A 20,375-nucleotide genomic window follows, 5' to 3' on the forward strand; every position below is an offset into this window, starting at 1 on the left:
AGATGTATACGGAATCAGCATATCCGTTAACAGAGGCTCAAAAAAGAATTTGGTACACAGAGAGGTTCTACCCGGGTACAAGCATCTCAAACATTGGAGGAAATATTAGCTTCAAAACGGAGCAGCCGTATGATGCTGAACTCATGAAACAGGCGCTCAACCACTATGTCCGGCTTCATGACACGATGAGACTGCGCATGATCAACGATCCCGGCAGCGAGCCGGCTCAGTATGTGTCTGAATATAAGCCTTTTGAAGTGGAGATCATTGATTTTTCCAATCGGGAAAAAGAAGAGCTGGAGCAATGGGCCAGTGATCTAATGCGATTGCCTATGCCCTTTTTTGACGCGAATCTTTATTTCTTTGCCATTACCAAGACGGGCGAGTATGAAGGCAGCTTTCTCATCAAAATGAATCATATTTTGTCTGACGGCAACGGCATGGTCATTACGATAAGCGAAATTATCGATATTTATCTTAATCTCGTTAAGGGAAGGGCAATTTGCGAGGAATCTCGTCCTTCCTATCTGGCATATATTCCAAGCGATACGGAATATAAGCAATCGGATCGCTGGTTGAAGGACAAGCAATTTTGGGATAACAAATTTTCTACGCTGCCGGAATTTATATCTTTGAAGCCAGCGGACAGCTATAGCATTCGCACGGAGGCTGAGCGGGAAATCATCGTTATACCACAGGTGCTTGAACGGCAAATTCGAGCGTTTTGCCAGGCGAATAACTTGAGTATATTAACCTTGTTTTTATCTGTACTGTATACATACTGCTACCGCATCACGGGACACGAGGATTTGGTTCTGGGCACTTTCTTCGCTAATCGTACGAGTGCAAAGGAAAAAGCGCTTCCGGGAATGTTCGTCAGCACGACGCCGGTTCGGGTCCAAATGACGCTTGAGATGGATTTTCTCACCTTCGCGCGTTTCGTTCTAAAGGAACAAACTGGCGTGCTTCGGCATCAGAAATATCCGTATAACATGATCTTGAGCGATATAAAAGCTCGCAAACCCGATGTAAGCTCGTTATTTGGCCTAACGCTTGAATATATCGTAATGGGCTGGCAGGAAAAGGACGGGATCAGCTACGTAGCCGAGCAGCTCTTTTGCGGGCATGAGCTGAATGACATGTTCGTATCGGTCAAGGATCGATGGGACACCGGCGAGCTGCAAATGGTATTTGATTATCGTACAGAAATGTTCACGCATGAAGAAATCCAAAATATTAGCAGGCATATGGTTTGTTTGCTCCGTGATGCGGTGTTAAATCCAAGTAAATCACTGTGTGAATTGGATATTTGCCCGCCTGAAGATAGACAGCTAATTTTAGAGCAATTTAACGATACCGATGCTTTATCAGCTCCGGGTTTAACAGCGATCGCGTTATTTGAGATGCAAGCCAAGCGGCTTCCGGCAAAGACGGCAGTCAAGTTCGGAGACAACACGCTCACTTATCATGAATTGAATGAACGAGCTAACCGGCTTGCTCGGCTGCTTGTCGACAAAGGCGTCAGCCGCGACGGGCGGGTAGCCATTTTGATGGATCGCAAGCCTCTCATGCTGGAATGCATTTTGGCGATATGGAAAGCCGGCGGCGCGTATGTCCCCGTCGACCCCGACTATCCGAATCAACGAATTAGGGACATGATCTCGGATTCGGGAGCAAGCTGCGTTTTGACAGAATCGTTTTTTGTTAGCCATGAGCTGCAAAAGCAGCTTCCCGATACCGATTTTTTATTGCTGGATGAACGCTCGTCGGAGCTTTTGGCACGGGACAGCTCGAATTTGGATATAGCGATCATCCCGGAGCAGCTGGCATACGTGATCTATACGTCCGGTTCAACCGGGAAACCAAAAGGGGCGATGCTTGAGCACGCCGGCATGCTCAACCATATAGAAGCGATGGTGGAAGAGCTAAAGATGGATGAGGCTTGCATAATGGCTCAGAACGCTCCGCATTGCTTCGATATCTCCGTATGGCAGTTCGCAGCGGCGCTTACGCTCGGAGGGACTACGGTCATATATCCGAATGAGCTGATTTTGAACCCGAGAGCGTTCATTGCGGAGATCGAGCAGGATGGCGTTACGGTGCTTGAAGTTGTTGTATCCTTCCTGTCTGCTTTGCTTGAAATGGAGCTGGACGTTTCCTTGGCTGCTCTAGGCAATTTGCTCGTTACCGGTGAAGCGGCGAAGGCAGACCTCGCCCGGCTTTGGTTCGAGCGCTATCCTCATGTGAAGCTGATTAATGCCTATGGGCCTACTGAGGCTTGTGACGATATTACCCTTCATATTATGGAGCAAGCGCCGGAAGGGGATGTTATGCCAATCGGCAAGCCTGTCCGCAATCTTAAGGTCTATGTCGTTGACGGGCAAATGAACCTGCTGCCAATCGGCGTAATCGGCGAGCTATGTGTCTCAGGAATTGGCGTTGGACGCGGTTATTTGAACGATGCGGAGAGAACGGCGAAGGTGTTTCTTAACGATCCGTTTCGCAGCGGTTCTAGCGTGAGGCTGTATCGTACGGGTGATCTGGCAAGATGGCTCCCTGATGGAAGCCTGGCGTATATGGGGCGGATCGACCACCAAGTAAAAATCCGCGGCCACCGGATCGAATGCGGCGACATCGAGGCTCGCCTCCAGCAGCATGAAGCGATCAAAGAAGTGCTGGTGCTGGATCGCAGCGATTCGAACGGCAGCAAATATTTATGTGCGTATTTTACAGGAATGTGGGAGCTTGCATCTGCGGAGCTAAGAGCATTTATTTCGTCATTGCTGCCTAGTTATATGGTTCCTTCTTACTTCGTGCAGTTGGAAGCTTTCCCGCTTACAGCCAATGGCAAAATAGATCGCCGGGCATTGCCGGAGCCAGCCGCAGAGCTTGGCGGTACCGCTGCTGAATATGCCGCTCCGAGGAGCGACGCCGAGCTGCAGCTTGCGAATATTTGGCAATCGGTGCTTGGCATTGAACGAATCGGCATACGCGACAATTTTTTTGAGCTTGGCGGCGATTCTTTGAAGGCTATGGTCATCATGGCTAATCTTTATAAGCAGCGCCATGTGGAGCTGCCTTTGCGCGAATTGTTTGAGGCACCGACGATTGAGGGTCTAGCGCTCAGGCTATCCCGTTATTTGCAGCAGCAAGGGGCTCGGCCACAGACGATTGTGCCTATCCAGGAACAAGAGTACTACGAGGTATCCTCTGCGCAGAAGCGCATGTTTTTGCTCCAATTGATGGAGGAAGAAAGCACAGCCTATAACTTGCCCGGCATGCTCACCATCGAGGGGCCTTTGGATGCCGACCGCGTTAGGCATTCGCTTAACATGCTCGTTCAGAGGCATGAAGCGCTGCGCACCTCCTTTGTCGTGATGGATGGGGTTCCGCTCCAGAGGGTATTGGCGCAGCTCGATTTGGAAGTGCCGATGTTAGACGCTTCCGTAGAGCAATTGCCTCTGGTTGCGCGTGAGTTCATTCGCCCCTTTGATTTATACGATGCGCCGCTGCTGCGTGTCCTATTGGTGAGGCTTGGCGAGAAGCTGCATGCTTTATTTGTGGATATGCATCACATTATTTCGGATGGCGTATCCGTTCAGCTGTTCCTGCAGCAATTTGGAGCTTATTATAGCGGAGCTCGCCTGCCGGCGCTAGAAATCCAGTATAAAGATTTCTCGGCTTGGCAAAATCGTAAGCTGCGCAGCGAAGCAACGCAGAGCGACGAGCACTACTGGCTGCAGCAGCTGTCAGGCGAGCTGCCGGTGCTTGCAATGCCAACTGATTATCCAAGGCCATCGGTACAAAGCTTTGCCGGTGCCCGAAATTGGTTTCACGCCGATGCAGTGCTGACTGATGCGATTCGCAAGCTAGCAGCGGACACGGGAACGACTCCTTTTATGGTGATGTTCGCCGCATATCAAGCGCTGTTGTTCAAGTATACGTGGCAAGAGGATCTAATTGTAGGCACCCCGATTGCGGGACGATCGGTGGCAGAGGTTGAACAAGTATTCGGCATGTTCGTAAACACGCTTAGCATCCGTTCGTTTCCGGAGGAGAATAAAACGTTTCTGCAATTTTTACAGGAGTTGAAGGGGACGCTGTTCGAGGCTTACGAGCATCAGAACTATCCGTTTGACGCTATTGTGGAGAAGCTTGCGCTAGGGCGCGACAGCAGCCGCAACCCGCTGTTTGATGCGATGTTCGTACATATGAATAACGATATCGTCGAGATGGAAATCGGCGGACTGCAGCTAAAGGTGAACGAGCTGGATGAGGATATTGCCAAATTCGACTTGCTGCTGGAGGCTTCCGAGCAGGCTGACCATATTCGCTTTAAGCTGCAATACTGCCGTGATTTGTTTAAGCAGGAAACGATGGACAGACTGTCAGTCCACTATCTGAATTTGCTTGCCGCCGTAACCTCTGCACCTGAAACCACTCTGGGCAGCACATCCATCATCAGCAGCGAGGAGAAGCACTTATTGCTTTATGGCCTTCATTCGGCAAAAGCAGATTATCCGCAAACGGCTACTATCGTCGCATTGTTTGAGGAACAAGCTGCAAAAACGCCTGACCATATTGCGGTTGCATACGACGGACAAGCGCTGACCTATCGCGAGCTGAATGCGCAGGCTAATAGGCTTGCGCGCACGCTGCGCGAAAGGGGAGTGTCGCGGAACAGCTTAGTGGCGATCTTAGTTGAACGGTCAGAGAAGATGATAATTGGTTTGCTCGCGATAATCAAAGCGGGCGGCGCCTATGTGCCGATTGATCCGGCATATCCTGCCGACCGGATAGCCTTTACGCTTAAGGATAGCGGAGCATTGGTGCTACTGACGGAATCCGCTCACTTAAAGAAGATAGAAGCTTATAACGGAATTGCTATTGATATGCAGGATGAAGCGTGCTACGGGGAAGAGACGAGCAACCTCCCGCTTATAAACGAGCCGGATGACCTTCTATATATTATTTATACGTCGGGTACGACGGGTCTGCCTAAAGGCGTAATGATCACGCACCGCAACGTCGTACGTTTGCTTGCGCATGATCGGCTTCAGTTCGAATTTGGCGAGTCGGATGTATGGACGTTGTTCCATTCGTACTGCTTTGACTTCTCGGTATGGGAAATGTACGGTGCGCTTTTATTCGGAGGCAAGACCGTAATCGTGCCTAAGCATGTGGCGCAAAATTCGGCGGAGTTCGCCGAACTGCTTCGCAAGGAGCGGGTAACCGTTTTGAATCAGACGCCAACGGCTTTTTATGCGCTCATTCACGATGAGCTGAAGCGGGCGGACCAAGAGCTTTGTATCCGGTATGTTATCTTCGGCGGCGAGGCGTTAAGCCCCGCGATGCTGCAGCCATGGCGCGAGAAATATCCGAATACGCGGCTGATTAACATGTACGGCATTACAGAAACGACCGTGCATGTGACGTTCAAGGAAATCGGAGATGCGGAAATAGCCGCTAATATAAGCAATATCGGGAAGCCGATTGCTACGCTTACCGCTTATATTTTGGATAAGAACAAGCAACTGGCCCCGGTCGGCGTAGTCGGTGAGCTGTACATCGGCGGCGATGGCGTAGCGCTTGGATATTTGAACCGAGAGGAGCTGACGGCTGAGCGTTTTATTATGAACCCGCATGTGCCCGGCGAGAGAATTTACCGTTCCGGTGATCTAGCCCGGATGATGCCAAACGGGGAAATGGAATACCTTGGCCGTATCGACCATCAGGTGAAAATACGCGGTTACCGCATCGAGCTTGGCGAAATTGAATCGGCAATCTTGCAGGTGCCTAATGTTAGGGAAGCCGCAGTGGTCGTCTCAACCGATGCGCACAACCAGAAAATATTAGTCGCTTACTATATAACGGAGTACCGGATTAATGATCAAGAAATACGCAAGTATCTGTCCGAGCATTTGCCGTCCTATATGATTCCGTCGTTTTTCGTTGAGCTTGAGCGGATGCCGTTGACGAGCAATGGCAAGCTGGATCGCGGAGCGCTGCCTGCGCCGCAGAGGTCGATTGCTGCAGCCGTTCAATTGGAACCGCGCACGCCGACGGAAGCGGCGATGGTCGAGATTTGGAAGGAGCTTCTTGGAGCAGAAACCATTGGCGTTCAGGACGATTTCTTCCACAGCGGCGGTCATTCGCTCAGCGCCGCTATGCTGGCGGCACGTATTTTGGCAGCCTTTCATGTGAAGATTCCGCTGCGCATGATCTTTAAGCAGCCAACGATTGCTGAAATTTCAGCCCTCATTGATGAGGCGGTACAAATTGAAAAGCCGTCAGGAGCACACAGGCTGACCGTTCATAGCCGAGTAGAGACGGCTCCTGTTCAGGATGAATATCCGCTCTCATCCGCCCAGAAAAGGCTGTTCGTATTGGACCGGCTGGAAGGCGCTCAAGCAGGAACAGCCTATAATTTGCCTGCCGCTATACGGATTACGGGACAGCTGAATCATGTGCGGCTGGAGCAAGCTTTTGCCCAAACCGTTCGGAGGCATGAATCGCTGCGTACTTCATTCCGGCTTGAAAACGGAAATCCCGTGCAGCGTATCCATGAGGACGCCCATTTCGCCATTCATTATATCAGCGCGGATGAAGCAGACATCCCGCAAACCGTCCAGCAATTCATTCGTCCTTTCGATTTAAGCGAGCCTACACTTCTGCGAGTGTGCCTGGCGGCGCTATCCGAGGATCAGCATTTGCTGCTAGTTGATATGCACCACATTATTTCCGATGGCGTTTCGGTTGCCGTCATCATTGACGAGCTGATTCGGGGATACGCCGCGGAAGAGCTCCCGGCTCCTCGCCTGCAATATAAAGATTATGCGGTATGGCAGCAAAGCTGGATCGATTCCGAAGACTACCGCAGCCAGGAGCAGTACTGGCTTCACGCGCTTTCCGGGGAGCTGCCTGTATTGGAATTGTCATGCGATTACACGCGCCCTCCGGTGCAAAGCTTTGAAGGGGAAAGCTTTTCCTTCGAGATTGATGCTGCCCTAACTGAAAGACTGACGCAATTGGCCGCAGCAAGCGGAACGACCATGTACATGCTGCTGCTTGCCGCCTACAAGGTGCTTTTGTTCAAATACAGCGGGTCGGAAGACGTTATCGTCGGGACGCCTGTTGCGAACCGGACGCATGCAGATGTGAACGATATGATTGGCATGTTCGTCAATACGCTTGCCATCCGCAGCTATCCAAGCGCGGAACAGACCTTCAATCGATATTTGCAGCAAGTGAAGGATAGCGCGCTAGCGGCTTTCGAGCATCAAAATTATCCGTTCGAGGAGCTGCTCGACAAGCTTGCTATACGGAGGGATTTAAGCCGGAATCCGATCTTTGATACGATGTTCAGCCTTAATAATGTGGAAACGGTGGAGCTTGCGATGGACGGCGTGGCGTTCCAAACCTTGACCGTCGAAGAGAAAATATCCAAATTCGACATTTCGGTGGAAGCCCTCGAAAAGGATGGCAAAATCGCTTTTACGGTTGAATATTGCACGAGGCTGTTCAGGGAAGCAACGGCAAGACGATTTGCTGGCCATTTTTCTCAAATCCTTGAAGCAGTAGCTATGCAGCCTGATATTCAGCTTGCTCTAGTGCCTTTATTGACGGATGGAGAGAAAGAGCAAATCATTCACCTATTCAATTTTACGGCGATGCCCTCTCGTCAAGGCGCAACGGCTATATCCTTGTTCGAGGAGCAGGCGCAGCGTGTTCCAGACCGTATTGCTGTCAGTTTCGGCGAGGAAAGGCTGACCTACTCCGAGCTGAATCTGCGAGCGAACCAGCTCGCACGGCTTCTGATGGAGAAGGGCATAGGCCGTGACGACCGCGTTGCTATCTTTATGGACCGCAAGCCAAGAATGGTCGAATGTATATTGGCAATTTGGAAAGCAGGCGGGGCTTATGTGCCGGTAGATCCTGCATATCCGCTGCAGCGGATTGCAGATATGATTCTCGGCTCGCAAGCTGAAATTGTTTTAACCGAGTCGTTATTTTGCAGCGATGAGGTTAAGTCTGTTTTGCCGGGAGCTGAGTTAATTAGCCTAGATGTAATCATGGACTCGCTTGATTCGTTTCCAAGCAGCAACGTAGCGCTTGAAGTTAAACCCGAGCAGCTGGCATATGTGTTATACACCTCCGGCTCAACGGGCAAGCCCAAAGGAGCCATGCTGGAGCACGCGGGCATGCTTAACCACATTGAAGCGATGATCGAAGAGCTGAAAATGAAGGAAAGCTGCGTCATGGCGCAAAATGCACCGCATTGCTTCGATATCTCCGTGTGGCAGTTCGTTACGGCGCTCACTATTGGCGGAAAAACGGTCATCTATCCGGATGAATTAATTTCTACGCCTAAATCGTTCATCTCAGCGGTTGCGAAAGACGGCGTAACGGTGCTGGAAGTTGTCGTCTCCTTTATGTCGGCACTGCTTGAGATGGATTTGGATGAAAAGCTGCCCGCGTTGGAGCATTTGATCATTACGGGTGAAGCGGCCAAAGCGCAAACAGCCAGACAATGGTTTGAGCGGTATCCGCATATTAAGCTGGTCAACGCTTATGGTCCAACTGAAGCGGCTGATGATGTTACGCTGCATATTTTGGATAGGGCGCCTGAATCAGACGTTATGCCAATCGGCAAGCCTGTACGCAATATGCGGGTATACATTACGGATCCGCATATGAATCTGCTGCCAATTGGCGTGGTGGGAGAGCTATGCGTCTCAGGTATCGGAGTTGGACGCGGTTATTTGAATGATCCAGCCAGAACGGATAAGGCATTTATGAAAGATCCATTCCATACAGAGTTCGCTGCGCGGCTGTATCGAACAGGCGACTTGGCTAGATGGCTTCCGGACGGAAGCTTGGAATATAGAGGACGGATTGACCATCAGGTGAAAATACGCGGACATAGGATTGAATGCGGCGAAATCGAGGTACAGCTGCTGGAGCATGAAGCAATCAAGCAGGTTCTCGTGATGGACCGCAGCGATTCTCGCAACCAGAAATACCTATGCGCTTATTTTACCGCAGATCGAATTCTGGAGCAGGCTGAGCTTAAAGAGCTTATAGCGTCGGCATTGCCTAGCTATATGGTTCCGTCTTATTTTGTCCAAATGGATGTATTTCCGCTTACGCCGAACGGGAAAGTAGACCGCAAAGCGCTGCCTGCGCCTAGCGGCGACTTGCTCTTGGCTGAATATAAAGCACCGAGCAATGAGGATGAGCGGATGCTTGCCGAGATTTGGGAGGATGTGCTTGGCGTCGACCGGATCGGCGTAATGGATCATTTCTTCGAGCTTGGAGGTCATTCGCTGAAGGCGATGGTTATACTCTCGCATGTATCTAGCAAATTCGGCACGGATATTCCGCTTCGGGAGCTGTTTGCTTCACCGACGATTGAGGGGCTTGCCCAAGCTTTGAAAGCACGTGGCGCAGCAAGGAGTGCGCAAGACCGCGCCATTCCGATTGCGCGGCACATGTCCTTATATCCGTTGTCTTCTGAACAGAAGCGTCTATACATTCTTAGTCAATTCGAGGAAGGCGGCAGCACCAGCTATCATATGTCCGACGCTCTGCGGATCGAAGGCCCGCTTGACCATGCCAAATGGCTGGAGGCATTCCGCAGCATCGTTCGCAGGCATGAAATTTTGCGAACCTCCTTCCATTCGGTGGATGGCGAACCGTTCCAGAAGGTTCACGGCCATATTGAGCTGGAGATGCCTGTAAGAGCAGTGGAGGAGCATGAAGTGAATGAAATCGTTCAGCAATTTGTGCGGCCCTTTCATCTAGACGAGCCGCCGCTCTTGCGTGTAGAGCTGCTGAAGCTGTCGGAATTGCAGCATATCTTGCTTATTGACATGCATCATATCGTCTCTGACGGAGAGTCCATTCGCCTCTTGGTCGATGAATTCATGAAGCTCTACAGCGGCGCTCAGCTTCCAGAGCTGAAGGTGCAGTATAAGGATTTCGCCGTTTGGCAGCAGGAGAGGCATTGTTCGGATGTGATGGAGCGGCAGGAAGATTACTGGTTAAACCAGTTTGCGGATGGCGAGCTACCTGTCTTGCAGCTTCCAACAGATTATGCAAGGCCGCCAGTCCAAAGCTTCGAGGGCGATCGATTCGTTTTTGAAGCCGGGGAAGAGCTTTTAGAAGAGCTCCGAAGCTTTGCGCAGGACACGGGTACGACGATGTACATGCTATTGCTTACGGCATATTATGTCCTGTTAAGCAAATATTCCGGCCAACAGGATATCGTTATCGGCACGCCGGTTGCAGGCAGGACACATGTTGAAGTGCTGAATTTGGCAGGCATGTTCGTTAATACGTTGGCAATCCGCAGCAAACTTGCACCGGGCATGTCATTTTTGGAGCTGCTTGACCAAGTGAAAGGCGCAACCCTCGAAGCGTTCGAGAATCAGGAATATCCATTCGAGGAGCTTGTCGATAAGCTGCAGCTGCAGCGTGATTTCAGCCGCAACCCGCTGTTTGACACGATGTTCAGCCACCAAATGAGCGATACAGAAGCGCTCGTCGTGAATGAGCTGACCTTCGTTCCTTATGGAATGGATAATCCAACCTCCAAGTTCGATTTATCGCTGGATGCGGTTGAGATGTCAAACGCGCTTCACTTGGAATGGGAATACAGCACCAAGCTGTTCAAGCGGGAAACAATCGAGCGTGCCGCCTTGCATTATATGGCGATCGTGAAGGCTGCAGCTGCAGATCCGCAGCTTCGGATTGAGGAGATTGATTACTTATCAGCCGAAGAGAAACGGCAATTGCTTGCGGAATTTAATGATACGCAGCGGGATTATCAGACTCAATTAACCTTTCATGAGCTGTTTGCGCTGCAAGCAGAGCAAACGCCAGAGCATCCAGCCGTTACGGCAGGCGGGATTTCGCTTACGTATCTAGAGCTGGATACGCGAGCGAATCGAGTTGCACATGCGCTTCGCGGCAAAGGTGTGGCACCGGAGAGCATCGTTGGCGTTATGGTCGACCGATCTGTCGATATGATCGTCGCGGCGCTGGGTGTGATGAAGGCCGGGGCAGCTTACCTACCGATCGATTCGGAATATCCAAAGGAGCGGATTGCCTATCTGCTTCAGGACAGCCAAGCGTCGGTTGTGATTACGCAGCGTGGCCAGCTGGAATCAGCCGAATTGACGGGCAATATCCTCGTCATGGAGGAAATCGAGGAAGCGGGAGGAGACGGTTCGGAACCGATCAGCTGGTCGGCTCCGCATCACTTGGCTTATATCATTTATACGTCCGGAACAACAGGCAAGCCAAAGGGCGTAATGATCGAGCATCGTCAATATATGAACGTCGCTTTGGCTTGGAAGGAAAAATATGAGCTGGAACAGTTCCCGGTAAAGCTTCTGCAAATGGCAAGCTTCTCATTTGATGTATTCGCGGGAGATATGGCACGCGCTTTGCTGAGTGGCGGCGAGCTTATCATTTGTCCAAACGATGTGAAGCTAGACCCAGCATCTTTATATGAGCTGATGCTTAAGCATAAGATCAATATTTTTGAATCGACGCCGTCTTTGATCGCACCGCTGATGCAGCATATTTACGAGAATGGCTTAGACGTGAGCTTTCTCAAGCTGCTGATTTTGGGGGCAGACAGCTGTCCTATTGTCGAATTCCATAAGCTGCTAAGCCGTTTCGGCACTCAGATGCGTATCATTAACAGCTACGGCGTAACGGAAGCTAGTATCGATTCAAGCTACTACGAGGCGTCGATAAGCGAGCTGCCGGCAGCAGGCAATACCCCTATTGGCAAGCCGCTGCCGAACATGTCCTATTACGTGCTTGATTCTGCAATGAAGCTTCTGCCGGTAGGCGTAGCGGGCGAGCTTTATATCGGCGGCGCCGGTGTGGCGCGCGGTTATTTTGGACGAGAGGATCTGACGGCAGAGAAGTTTGTTGCAAATCCGTTCATATCTGGAGATCGGCTGTACCGGACAGGCGACCTAGCGACTTGGATGCAAGGCGGCAACCTCATGTTCCTTGGCCGCGATGACCACCAGGTGAAAGTACGCGGATACAGAATCGAACTCGGCGAGATCGAAGCTTGCTTGCTTAAGCATCCGGACATTCGCGAGGCTATCGTAATGGCTCATGAGGATGCTTATAAGCAAAAGTATTTATGCGCTTATATCGTAAGTACGAGCGAGCCAAAGCTTAATGAGATTCAGGCCCATTTAATCGGGGAGCTGCCGGTATATATGGTGCCTTCTCAAGTTGTGCTGCTTGAGCAAATGCCGCTGACTCCAAACGGGAAAATCGACCGAAAGGCGTTGCCGGAGCTAGCCGGAAGCCAGCTTAAATCGGCAGAATACGCTGCGCCGTCCACACCGGCCGAGAAGCGGCTTGCTGAGGTGATGGAGCTTGTTCTTGGAACGACGGGAATCGGCGTGAATGATGATTTTTTCCAGATTGGCGGACATTCGCTTAAAGCCATGACCCTCGTGTCGCATATTCATAAAGCATTCGGCATTGCGGTGCCCCTGCGAATGATATTCGAGGCGCCGACAATCGCGATGATGGGCAGGCACATCGATGCTGCGGAAGAGAGCTCCGCATCCAAGTTCATGGCCATCCAGCCGATTGAATGGCAGGAAACGTACGAGCTCTCGTCCGTACAGAAACGTTTGTACATCTTGAACCAATTCGAAGGTACGGGCACCAGCTACAATATGCCGGATGCGATGATCATGGAGGGCCATATCGATCCGGCAAGAGTAGAGGCTGCGCTGCGCACCCTCATTCAACGCCATGAATCGCTGCGAACATCCTTCCATATGCAAGATGGCAAAGCGATTCAGCAAGTGCATCATGCTGCCGAATTCCACGTCGAATTGTCGGAGGCGCTGCATGCACCGGATGAAGAGCTGGAACAATTAACGGCTGATTTCGTTCGCCCGTTTGATCTGGGACAAGCGCCGCTCATGCGCGCGGCTCTAGTAAAGCTGTCAGAGGATCGTTATTTATTCCTCTTTGACGTGCATCATATCGTGTCCGACGGCGTGTCGATGGGCATTATTTTGAGCGAGTTTGCAGCGTTGTACGGCGGGGAAGCGCTGCCGGAGCTGAAGCTTCATTATAAGGATTTTGCCGCTTGGCAGAACCGGCAATTTACCGCAGCATTTTTGAAGGAGCAGGAGGCCTATTGGCTGGAGTGCTTATCTGGCGAGCTGCCGGTATTGGAGCTGCCGACGGACTACCCGCGCCCAGCAAGGCAGAGCTTCGAAGGGGCGCGCGTCGCTTTTGGCTCAGGCATACCGCTTCGGGACGAGCTGAACCGGCTCGCAGCGGAAACGGGAACTACGCTGTACATGGTTTTATTCGCGGCATTTAATGTGCTTCTTGCCAAATACAGCGGACAATCCGACTTGATCGTGGGCACGGCGACCGCTGGCCGCTCGCACGCGGATCTGGAGGGCATCGTCGGCATGTTTGTCGGTACGTTGGCGCTGCGAACAGAGGTAAACGCTGGGTTTACCTTCCGAGATTTACTGGCAAGCGTGAAAGCCCGTATGGTGCAAGCGTATGAGCATCAGCATTATCCGTTCGACCAGCTGGTGGAGAAGCTTCAGGTTAAACAAGATTTGAGCCGCAATCCGGTGTTCAATACGATGTTTATTTTGCAGAACACGGATGAGCAGCCATTTCAATTGGAGAATGTAAAGCTTTCGCCGTTCGAAGCAAAAGAAACGATGACGAAGTTCGACCTGACGCTGGAGGCAACGGAAACGCAGGACGATCTGGCTTTTGTGCTCGAATACAGCTCGAAGCTGTTTAGCCCGAGCACGGCACAGCGGATGTCGAAGCATTTGATAGAGCTGATCCGCTCAGCCGTACAGCAGCCGGATGTTAAGCTCAGCGAGCTTAGGCTGCTGTCGAGGGAGGAGGAGCATCGTTTAATCCATGCTTTCAACGATACGGCGACTGTCTATGATACGGATGCGAAGCTTTTGCATGAATTAGTAGAATCGCAGGCAAGGAGGACGCCCGAGCTTCCTGCAATCATTGCGGGCCAAGCAAGCTTGACCTACAAGGAATGGAACGGCCAAGCGAATCGGCTCGCTCGGACGCTCCGTGCCAAAGGAGCAGGGCCTGATCGAACCGTAGCCATTTTGGCCAATCGTTCCATAGAGATGACCGTAGCCATACTCGCGGTTCTAAAATCGGGATCGGCGTATGTGCCGATTGACCCGGACTACCCGCAGGATCGCATTCGCTACATGCTGGAGGATAGCGGCTCCGAGCTGCTGCTGACGCAAGGCGAGATTGCCAGCGACATTTTCTACGGGGGACAAACGATCGATTTGCTTGACTCCAGCTGCTACAGCGAGGATGACGCCGATCTTAAGAAAGTGAACAGCCCGGAGCATTTGGCATACGTCATTTATACTTCCGGAACGACCGGTCGTCCAAAAGGGGTAATGATCGAGCATCGCAGCATCGTGAATACGATTGCTTGGCGTGCGGAAGAGTATCGGTTTAGTGCCGGCGACCGTGTATTGCAAATCCTTTCCTATGCTTTTGACGCGTTCGCAGCCAGCTTCTTTGCTCCTATGGCGGCTGGAGGCGCCTCCGTTATCGCAATGGACGAGGAAGCAAAGGACCCGCTTGCTTTGAAAGGCTGCATGACGAGCCAGCAGATTACGCATTTCAGCACCGTGCCAAGTCTATACGCGGCGCTGCTCGAGATGTTAAGCGAGAAGGAAGCCGCATCGCTCAAAGCGGTCACGCTGGGAGGAGAGCATGTCCCCGTTAGCATGATTGAGAAGAGTATAGCGCTCAATGATCAGCTCACGCTGTTTAACGAATATGGTCCAACGGAGAGCAGCGTAATCACGACGGCAGAGAAGGGGCTTCTTCCAGGCAAAAAGGTCACGATTGGCCGTCCTATCGCGAACACTCGCGTATATATCGTGGATGAGCATATGAAGCTGCAGCCGGTTGGCGTTTATGGCGAGCTTTGTATCGCCGGCGCCGGGCTCGCAAGAGGCTACTTTAATCAGCCGGAAATGACGGCCGCCAAGTTTGTTGCGGGTCCATTTGCATCGGGCGAAAGAATATACCGAACGGGAGACTTGGCGCGCTGGCTTGAGGACGGAACGATTGATTTTGCCGGAAGATTGGACAACCAAGTTAAAATCCGCGGATATCGGATCGAGCTTGGCGAGATTGAAGCCCATTTAATGAAGCTGGATATGATCAAAGAAGCAGCCGTAATCGCACGGGACGACGATAGCGGGCAGAAATATTTATGCGCGTATATCGTATCGGATGACGAGCTTGCCGTTCTAGACGTCAGGGCAAGCATGGCGCAGGAATTACCGGGGTACATGGTTCCAGCTTACTTTATTCAGCTATCACAGCTGCCGCTTACGCCAAATGGCAAGCTTGATCCGAGGGCGCTTCCCGCACCTGATCTTGAGCTGTTAGGCAGGCTGGATTATGCGGCTCCGTCGGATGAGCTGGAAGAGAAGGTGGCGGCAATCGTTCAAGACCTGCTGCAGCTAGAGCGGGTTGGCATGGCTGATCATTTCTTCATGATTGGCGGACAATCGCTCAAAGCGATGCAGCTCGTTGCCCAGCTTTACCGGGCGTTTAATGCGGAGGTGCCGCTGCGCGTTATTTTTGAGAGCGTCGCGATTAGGGATATAGCCGATTTTGTAAGGAAGTCCGCTTCGTCAGCGGATCTGGCGCTTCAGCCTGTACAGCCAAGAGAAAACTACCCGCTATCGTCCGCACAAAAACGATTGTATGTGCTGGATCAATTAGAGGGGCCGGGGACTGGCTATAACATGCCGGGAGTGCTGCGCCTGAAAGGCGCCCTTAACCGCAGCAAGCTTGAAGACTCGTTCCAGCAGCTTGTGAACCGTCATGAATCGCTGCGCACATCTTTCCAAACAATCGAGTCTGAGCTGGTACAGATCGTGCACAAGGCAGCTGCGCTGCAGATGGAATGGATGGTAGGCGAGGAAGCAGAAGCGATTGCGTCCATCGAGTCTTTTGTCAGGCCGTTTGATTTAAGCGAAGCGCCGCTGCTGCGCGTTGGGCTTTTAAAGCTTTCCGATGAAGAGCATTTGCTGCTCTTTGATATGCACCATATTGTTTCGGACGGCATTTCCATGAATGTGCTCATTCAAGAGTTTACACAGCTTTATCGCGGCGAGGAGCCGGCGGAGCTGAAGATCCAATATAAAGATTTTGCGCTATGGCAGCATGGCTTGTTCGAAGCAGGGGTGATGAGCAAGCAGGAGGCCTATTGGACGGAGCGGTTCGCAGGTGAGATACCGGCGCTCGAGCTGGCAACCGACTTCCCGAGACCTGCCGTACGAAGCTTGGAGGGCGACTATTACGATTTCGAGGCAGATGGGCAGCTGCTTCGCGAATTGAAAGAGCTAGCCTCAGATACGGGTACGACGCTATTTATGGTTCTCTTAGCTGCCTATAACGTGCTGCTCGCCAAGTATACGAACCAAAACGACATCGTCGTAGGCACGCCGATTGCCGGCAGAACGCATGGTGATACCGAAGGGTTGATCGGCATGTTCGTCAGCACGCTGCCGATGCGCAATCGGCCGGAAAGCGGCAAGACGTTCCTTCATTTCCTAAACGAAGTGAAGCAGCATGCTTATGAAGCATATGACAACCAGGATTACCCGTTTGAATCGATGGTTGAGAAGCTGCAGCCTTATCGCGATCTAAGCCGCAACCCGCTCTTTGACACCGTCTTTATTTTGCAAAATATGGATCAAGAAGTGTTGGAAATGGAGCAAATGACGATTGAGCCGTTTGCTTATGAGAACAAGATTTCGAAGTTTGATTTGACGCTTGCAGCCGTTGAGGAAGAAGACGGATTATCGCTTAGCTGGGAATATGGCACTTCATTGTTCCGCAGTGAAACGATGGAGCGGATGTCCAAACATTTCATTCAGACGCTGCGCGAAATTACGCGGAATCCGGGCATTGCGCTTGCGCAGATCGATATGCTGGATAGCGCCGAGAAGGAGCAAATGTTAGTCGCATTTAATGCGGCGCCATCGATTCAAGCGCCTGCCGAGACGCTTCACGGATTATTCGAGCTTCAAGCGGGACTAATTCCAAAGCAAATTGCGCTGTCGCTTGGGTCGGAGCATATGACCTACGAGGAGCTGAACAAACGAGCCAACCGATTGGCTCGGACGCTGAGAGAACGCGGCGTCGAGGCGGAATCGGTAGTCGGCATAATGGCTAATCGTTCATTCGAAATGATCGTCGGCATGCTTGCGGTATTAAAAGCAGGCGGCGCCTATATGCCTATCGATCCTGCCTATCCGGCAGAGCGCATTGCTTTCATGCTGGAGAACAGCGAAGCCGAGTTCGTGTTGTCGCAAGCTGAATGGATGAAGGCAGCCGCTCATGGAACGTCAGCCGTTTGGCTGGATTTGTGCGATGCTTCGCTTTACGCGATTGACGGATCGAATCTAAGCGTAGGCAATCGATCAAGCGATCTTGCTTATATCATCTATACGTCAGGAACGACAGGCAAGCCGAAGGGTGTCATGATCGAGCATCGGAGCATTGCCGGAAATATATGGTGGCGGAAGGAAGCGTACGGCTTATCGGCATCCGATCGCGTATTGCAGCTGTTCTCCTTTGCTTTTGACGGTTTTGTTACGAGTTTTTATACGCCGATCGTTTCCGGTTCAACGGTCATTCTGCTGGAGGAGGATGAAGCGAAGGATCCTGTGGCGATCAAAAATAACATAGTCGAACATGGCGTAACCCATTTCATCAGCGTTCCGAGCTTGTACGCCGGTGTGCTGGAATGCTTAAGCGCAGAAGAGGCGGCAACGCTTCGCATGGTCACTCTAGCGGGCGAGCGGGTAACGGATAAGGTGATTGCGCTTAGCAAATCCGTTAATGACAGCATCGAGCTGATCAATGAATACGGCCCTACGGAAAGCAGCGTGGTCGCGACCATCGAACGTGATTTGCAGCCGGGATGCCAAGTTACAATTGGCCGTCCGATCTCTGGCACCAGCATTCGTATCCTTGGCGCGGACGGTCAAATGATGCCGATTGGCGCGGTTGGCGAGTTGTGTATTGCCGGAGCAGGGTTAGCGCGCGGTTACCTCCGCCTGCCGGAAATGACGGACGAGAATTTTGTGGCGGATGCGTATCAGGCTGGTGCTCGCTTATACCGAACGGGAGACGCAGCCCGTTTTCTCCCTGACGGCAGAATTGATTACATCGGAAGAATAGATGACCAGGTTAAGGTCCGAGGCTACCGAATCGAGCTTGGGGAAATCGAGGGAGCACTGCTGCAGTTGGCCCGTGTGAAGGAAACGGTAGTCGTGGCTAGGGACGACGATGGAAGCGGTAAGTATTTATGCGCATATGTCACTGCGGAAGATGAATCGGAGCCAGCTGCCCTGCGAGATGAACTCTCGCAGCTGCTTCCAGATTACATGCTGCCAGCTTTCATCGTACTGCTGGATCGCCTTCCGGTGACGGCTAACGGCAAGGTAGACCGCCGAGCGTTGCCTGCTCCAGACCGTACAAGCAGCGGATCAGATCATTATCAGGCGCCTGTCGGTGACAAAGAACAGATTCTAGCCTTGATCTGGCAGGAGCTGCTTGGCGTTGAACGGGTCGGTACGAGGGATCACTTCTTCCAGCTAGGCGGAGATTCGATTAAAGCGATACAAGCTGCGGCAAGGCTAAACAAGCACGGATTGCGCTTTGAAGTGCGCGACTTGTTCCGGTATCCGACTATTGCGGAGCTGAGTCCACGTTTGAAGCTCATAGAGCGAACGATTTCACAGGCTGCAGTGGAAGGCGAGGTGCCGCTAACGCCGATTCAGCATTGGTTTTTTGAAAACAGCTTTACCGATCAGCATTACTGGAACCAAACGGAGCTGATATACAGGCAAGAAGGCTTTGACGCTGACATGCTTCACCTGGTATTCCACAAGCTGACACAGCACCACGATGCCCTGCGGCTCCGATTTGATGCTGACAGCAGCGGCAAGGTGAAGCAGCGCAACGAAGCTGCGGGCGGCGAGCATTTCTCGCTGGAGCAATTTGATCTTCGGGGGCAGACCAACGAGCAGATTCAACTAGCCTTATTGCATGCGGCAGCAAAAATTCAGAGCAGCATGAATCTGGCAGATGGGCCGCTTGTCAAGCTTGGCCTGTTCGTTACGGATGACGGTGACCATTTATTGATCACGATCCATCATTTGGTGGTAGACGGCGTATCATGGCGTATCTTATTCGAGGATTTGGAGGAAGCGTACCGGCAGGCAGAGCTAGGCCAGACTATCGTACTCCCTGACAAAACGGATTCTTACCGGTATTGGGCTGAACAGCTTTCCAGCTATGCTGGCAGCGAGCAGCTGCGAAGCGAAGCTGCCTATTGGGAAAAGCTTGGGCAAACGGAAATTGTTGAGCTGCCTAAGGATAGGCATTCGTCCGATAATCGCGTGAAGCATATGCGCAGCATTGGCAGAGAGCTGAGCGAGGAGGCTACCGGCAAGCTTTTGAAGGGCGCCCATGAAGCTTACCGAACGGAAATGAACGATCTGCTGATGGCAGCACTTGCTCTCGCATTGAAGGATTGGAGCAATGGCGATACGTTTGCGGTTAATTTGGAAGGGCATGGACGCGAAGCGTTTACGGAAAAGCTGGACATTACGCGCACCGTAGGCTGGTTCACGTCACAGTTCCCAGTCATTCTCGAAACGAAGCAAGCAGGCGACCTTGGTTATCTGATTAAGCTGACCAAAGAAATGCTTCGTAAAGTGCCGAACAAGGGGCTTGGTTACGGCATTTTGAAGTTTATGTCAGATATGCGCCAACGATTTGAGCTGGAACCGGAAATTTCGTTCAATTATTTGGGGCAATTCGGCGGCGATTCCGAAAACGGAAGCAGCATGAGCATGTCTTCTTATGATTCCGGGTTGCCGTTCAGCAGGGAATCAGAGCGCACGGTCTCGCTCGACGTGACGGGTCTTGTGTATGAAGGCAAGCTGAAGCTGGAGCTTCATTACAGCGAACAGGAATACGAAGCTGCAACAGCTGAAGGATTGATCGACCTGCTGTTGAATCGTTTGCTCGAAATTATCGAGCATTGCGTCCTTAGGGAAACGCAGGAGCTCACGCCTAGCGACCTAGGCGATGGCGAGCTAACGCTGGAGGACCTTGATAGCATTTTGGAATCGATTGAGTTGTAATTTGCAGTTAATGCGGTCTATCCTCTGGCAAACCAATCGGTTTGCCGGAGGACGGATGGCTGTTTCCCGAAGCAAGAGGATGGAAAAGGCGAATAAGCAAACTTCACGCGAGGTGAA

Annotated in this window: 1 protein-coding gene; it reads left to right on the forward strand. The window is 51.8% G+C overall.

All coding sequences use genetic code 11. From position 1 onward, the window contains the following. Nucleotides 1-2 precede the first annotated feature (2 nt). On the forward strand, nucleotides 3-20,258 hold the full coding sequence (locus tag ADU23_RS18525) for a non-ribosomal peptide synthase/polyketide synthase (protein ID WP_053375082.1): 20,256 nt from the start codon (nucleotides 3-5) through the stop codon (nucleotides 20,256-20,258). The last annotated feature ends 117 nt before the right edge of the window (nucleotides 20,259-20,375 follow it).

It is taken from the genome of Paenibacillus sp. FJAT-27812, assembly GCF_001273905.1.
In the GTDB taxonomy this organism is placed as follows: Bacteria; Bacillota; Bacilli; order Paenibacillales; family Paenibacillaceae; genus Pristimantibacillus.

Excerpts from the sequence above, each read along its gene's own strand:
- ADU23_RS18525 (WP_053375082.1), top strand. The coding sequence starts at position 3 with ATGTATACGGAATCAGCATATCCGTTAACAGAGGCTCAAAAAAGAATT.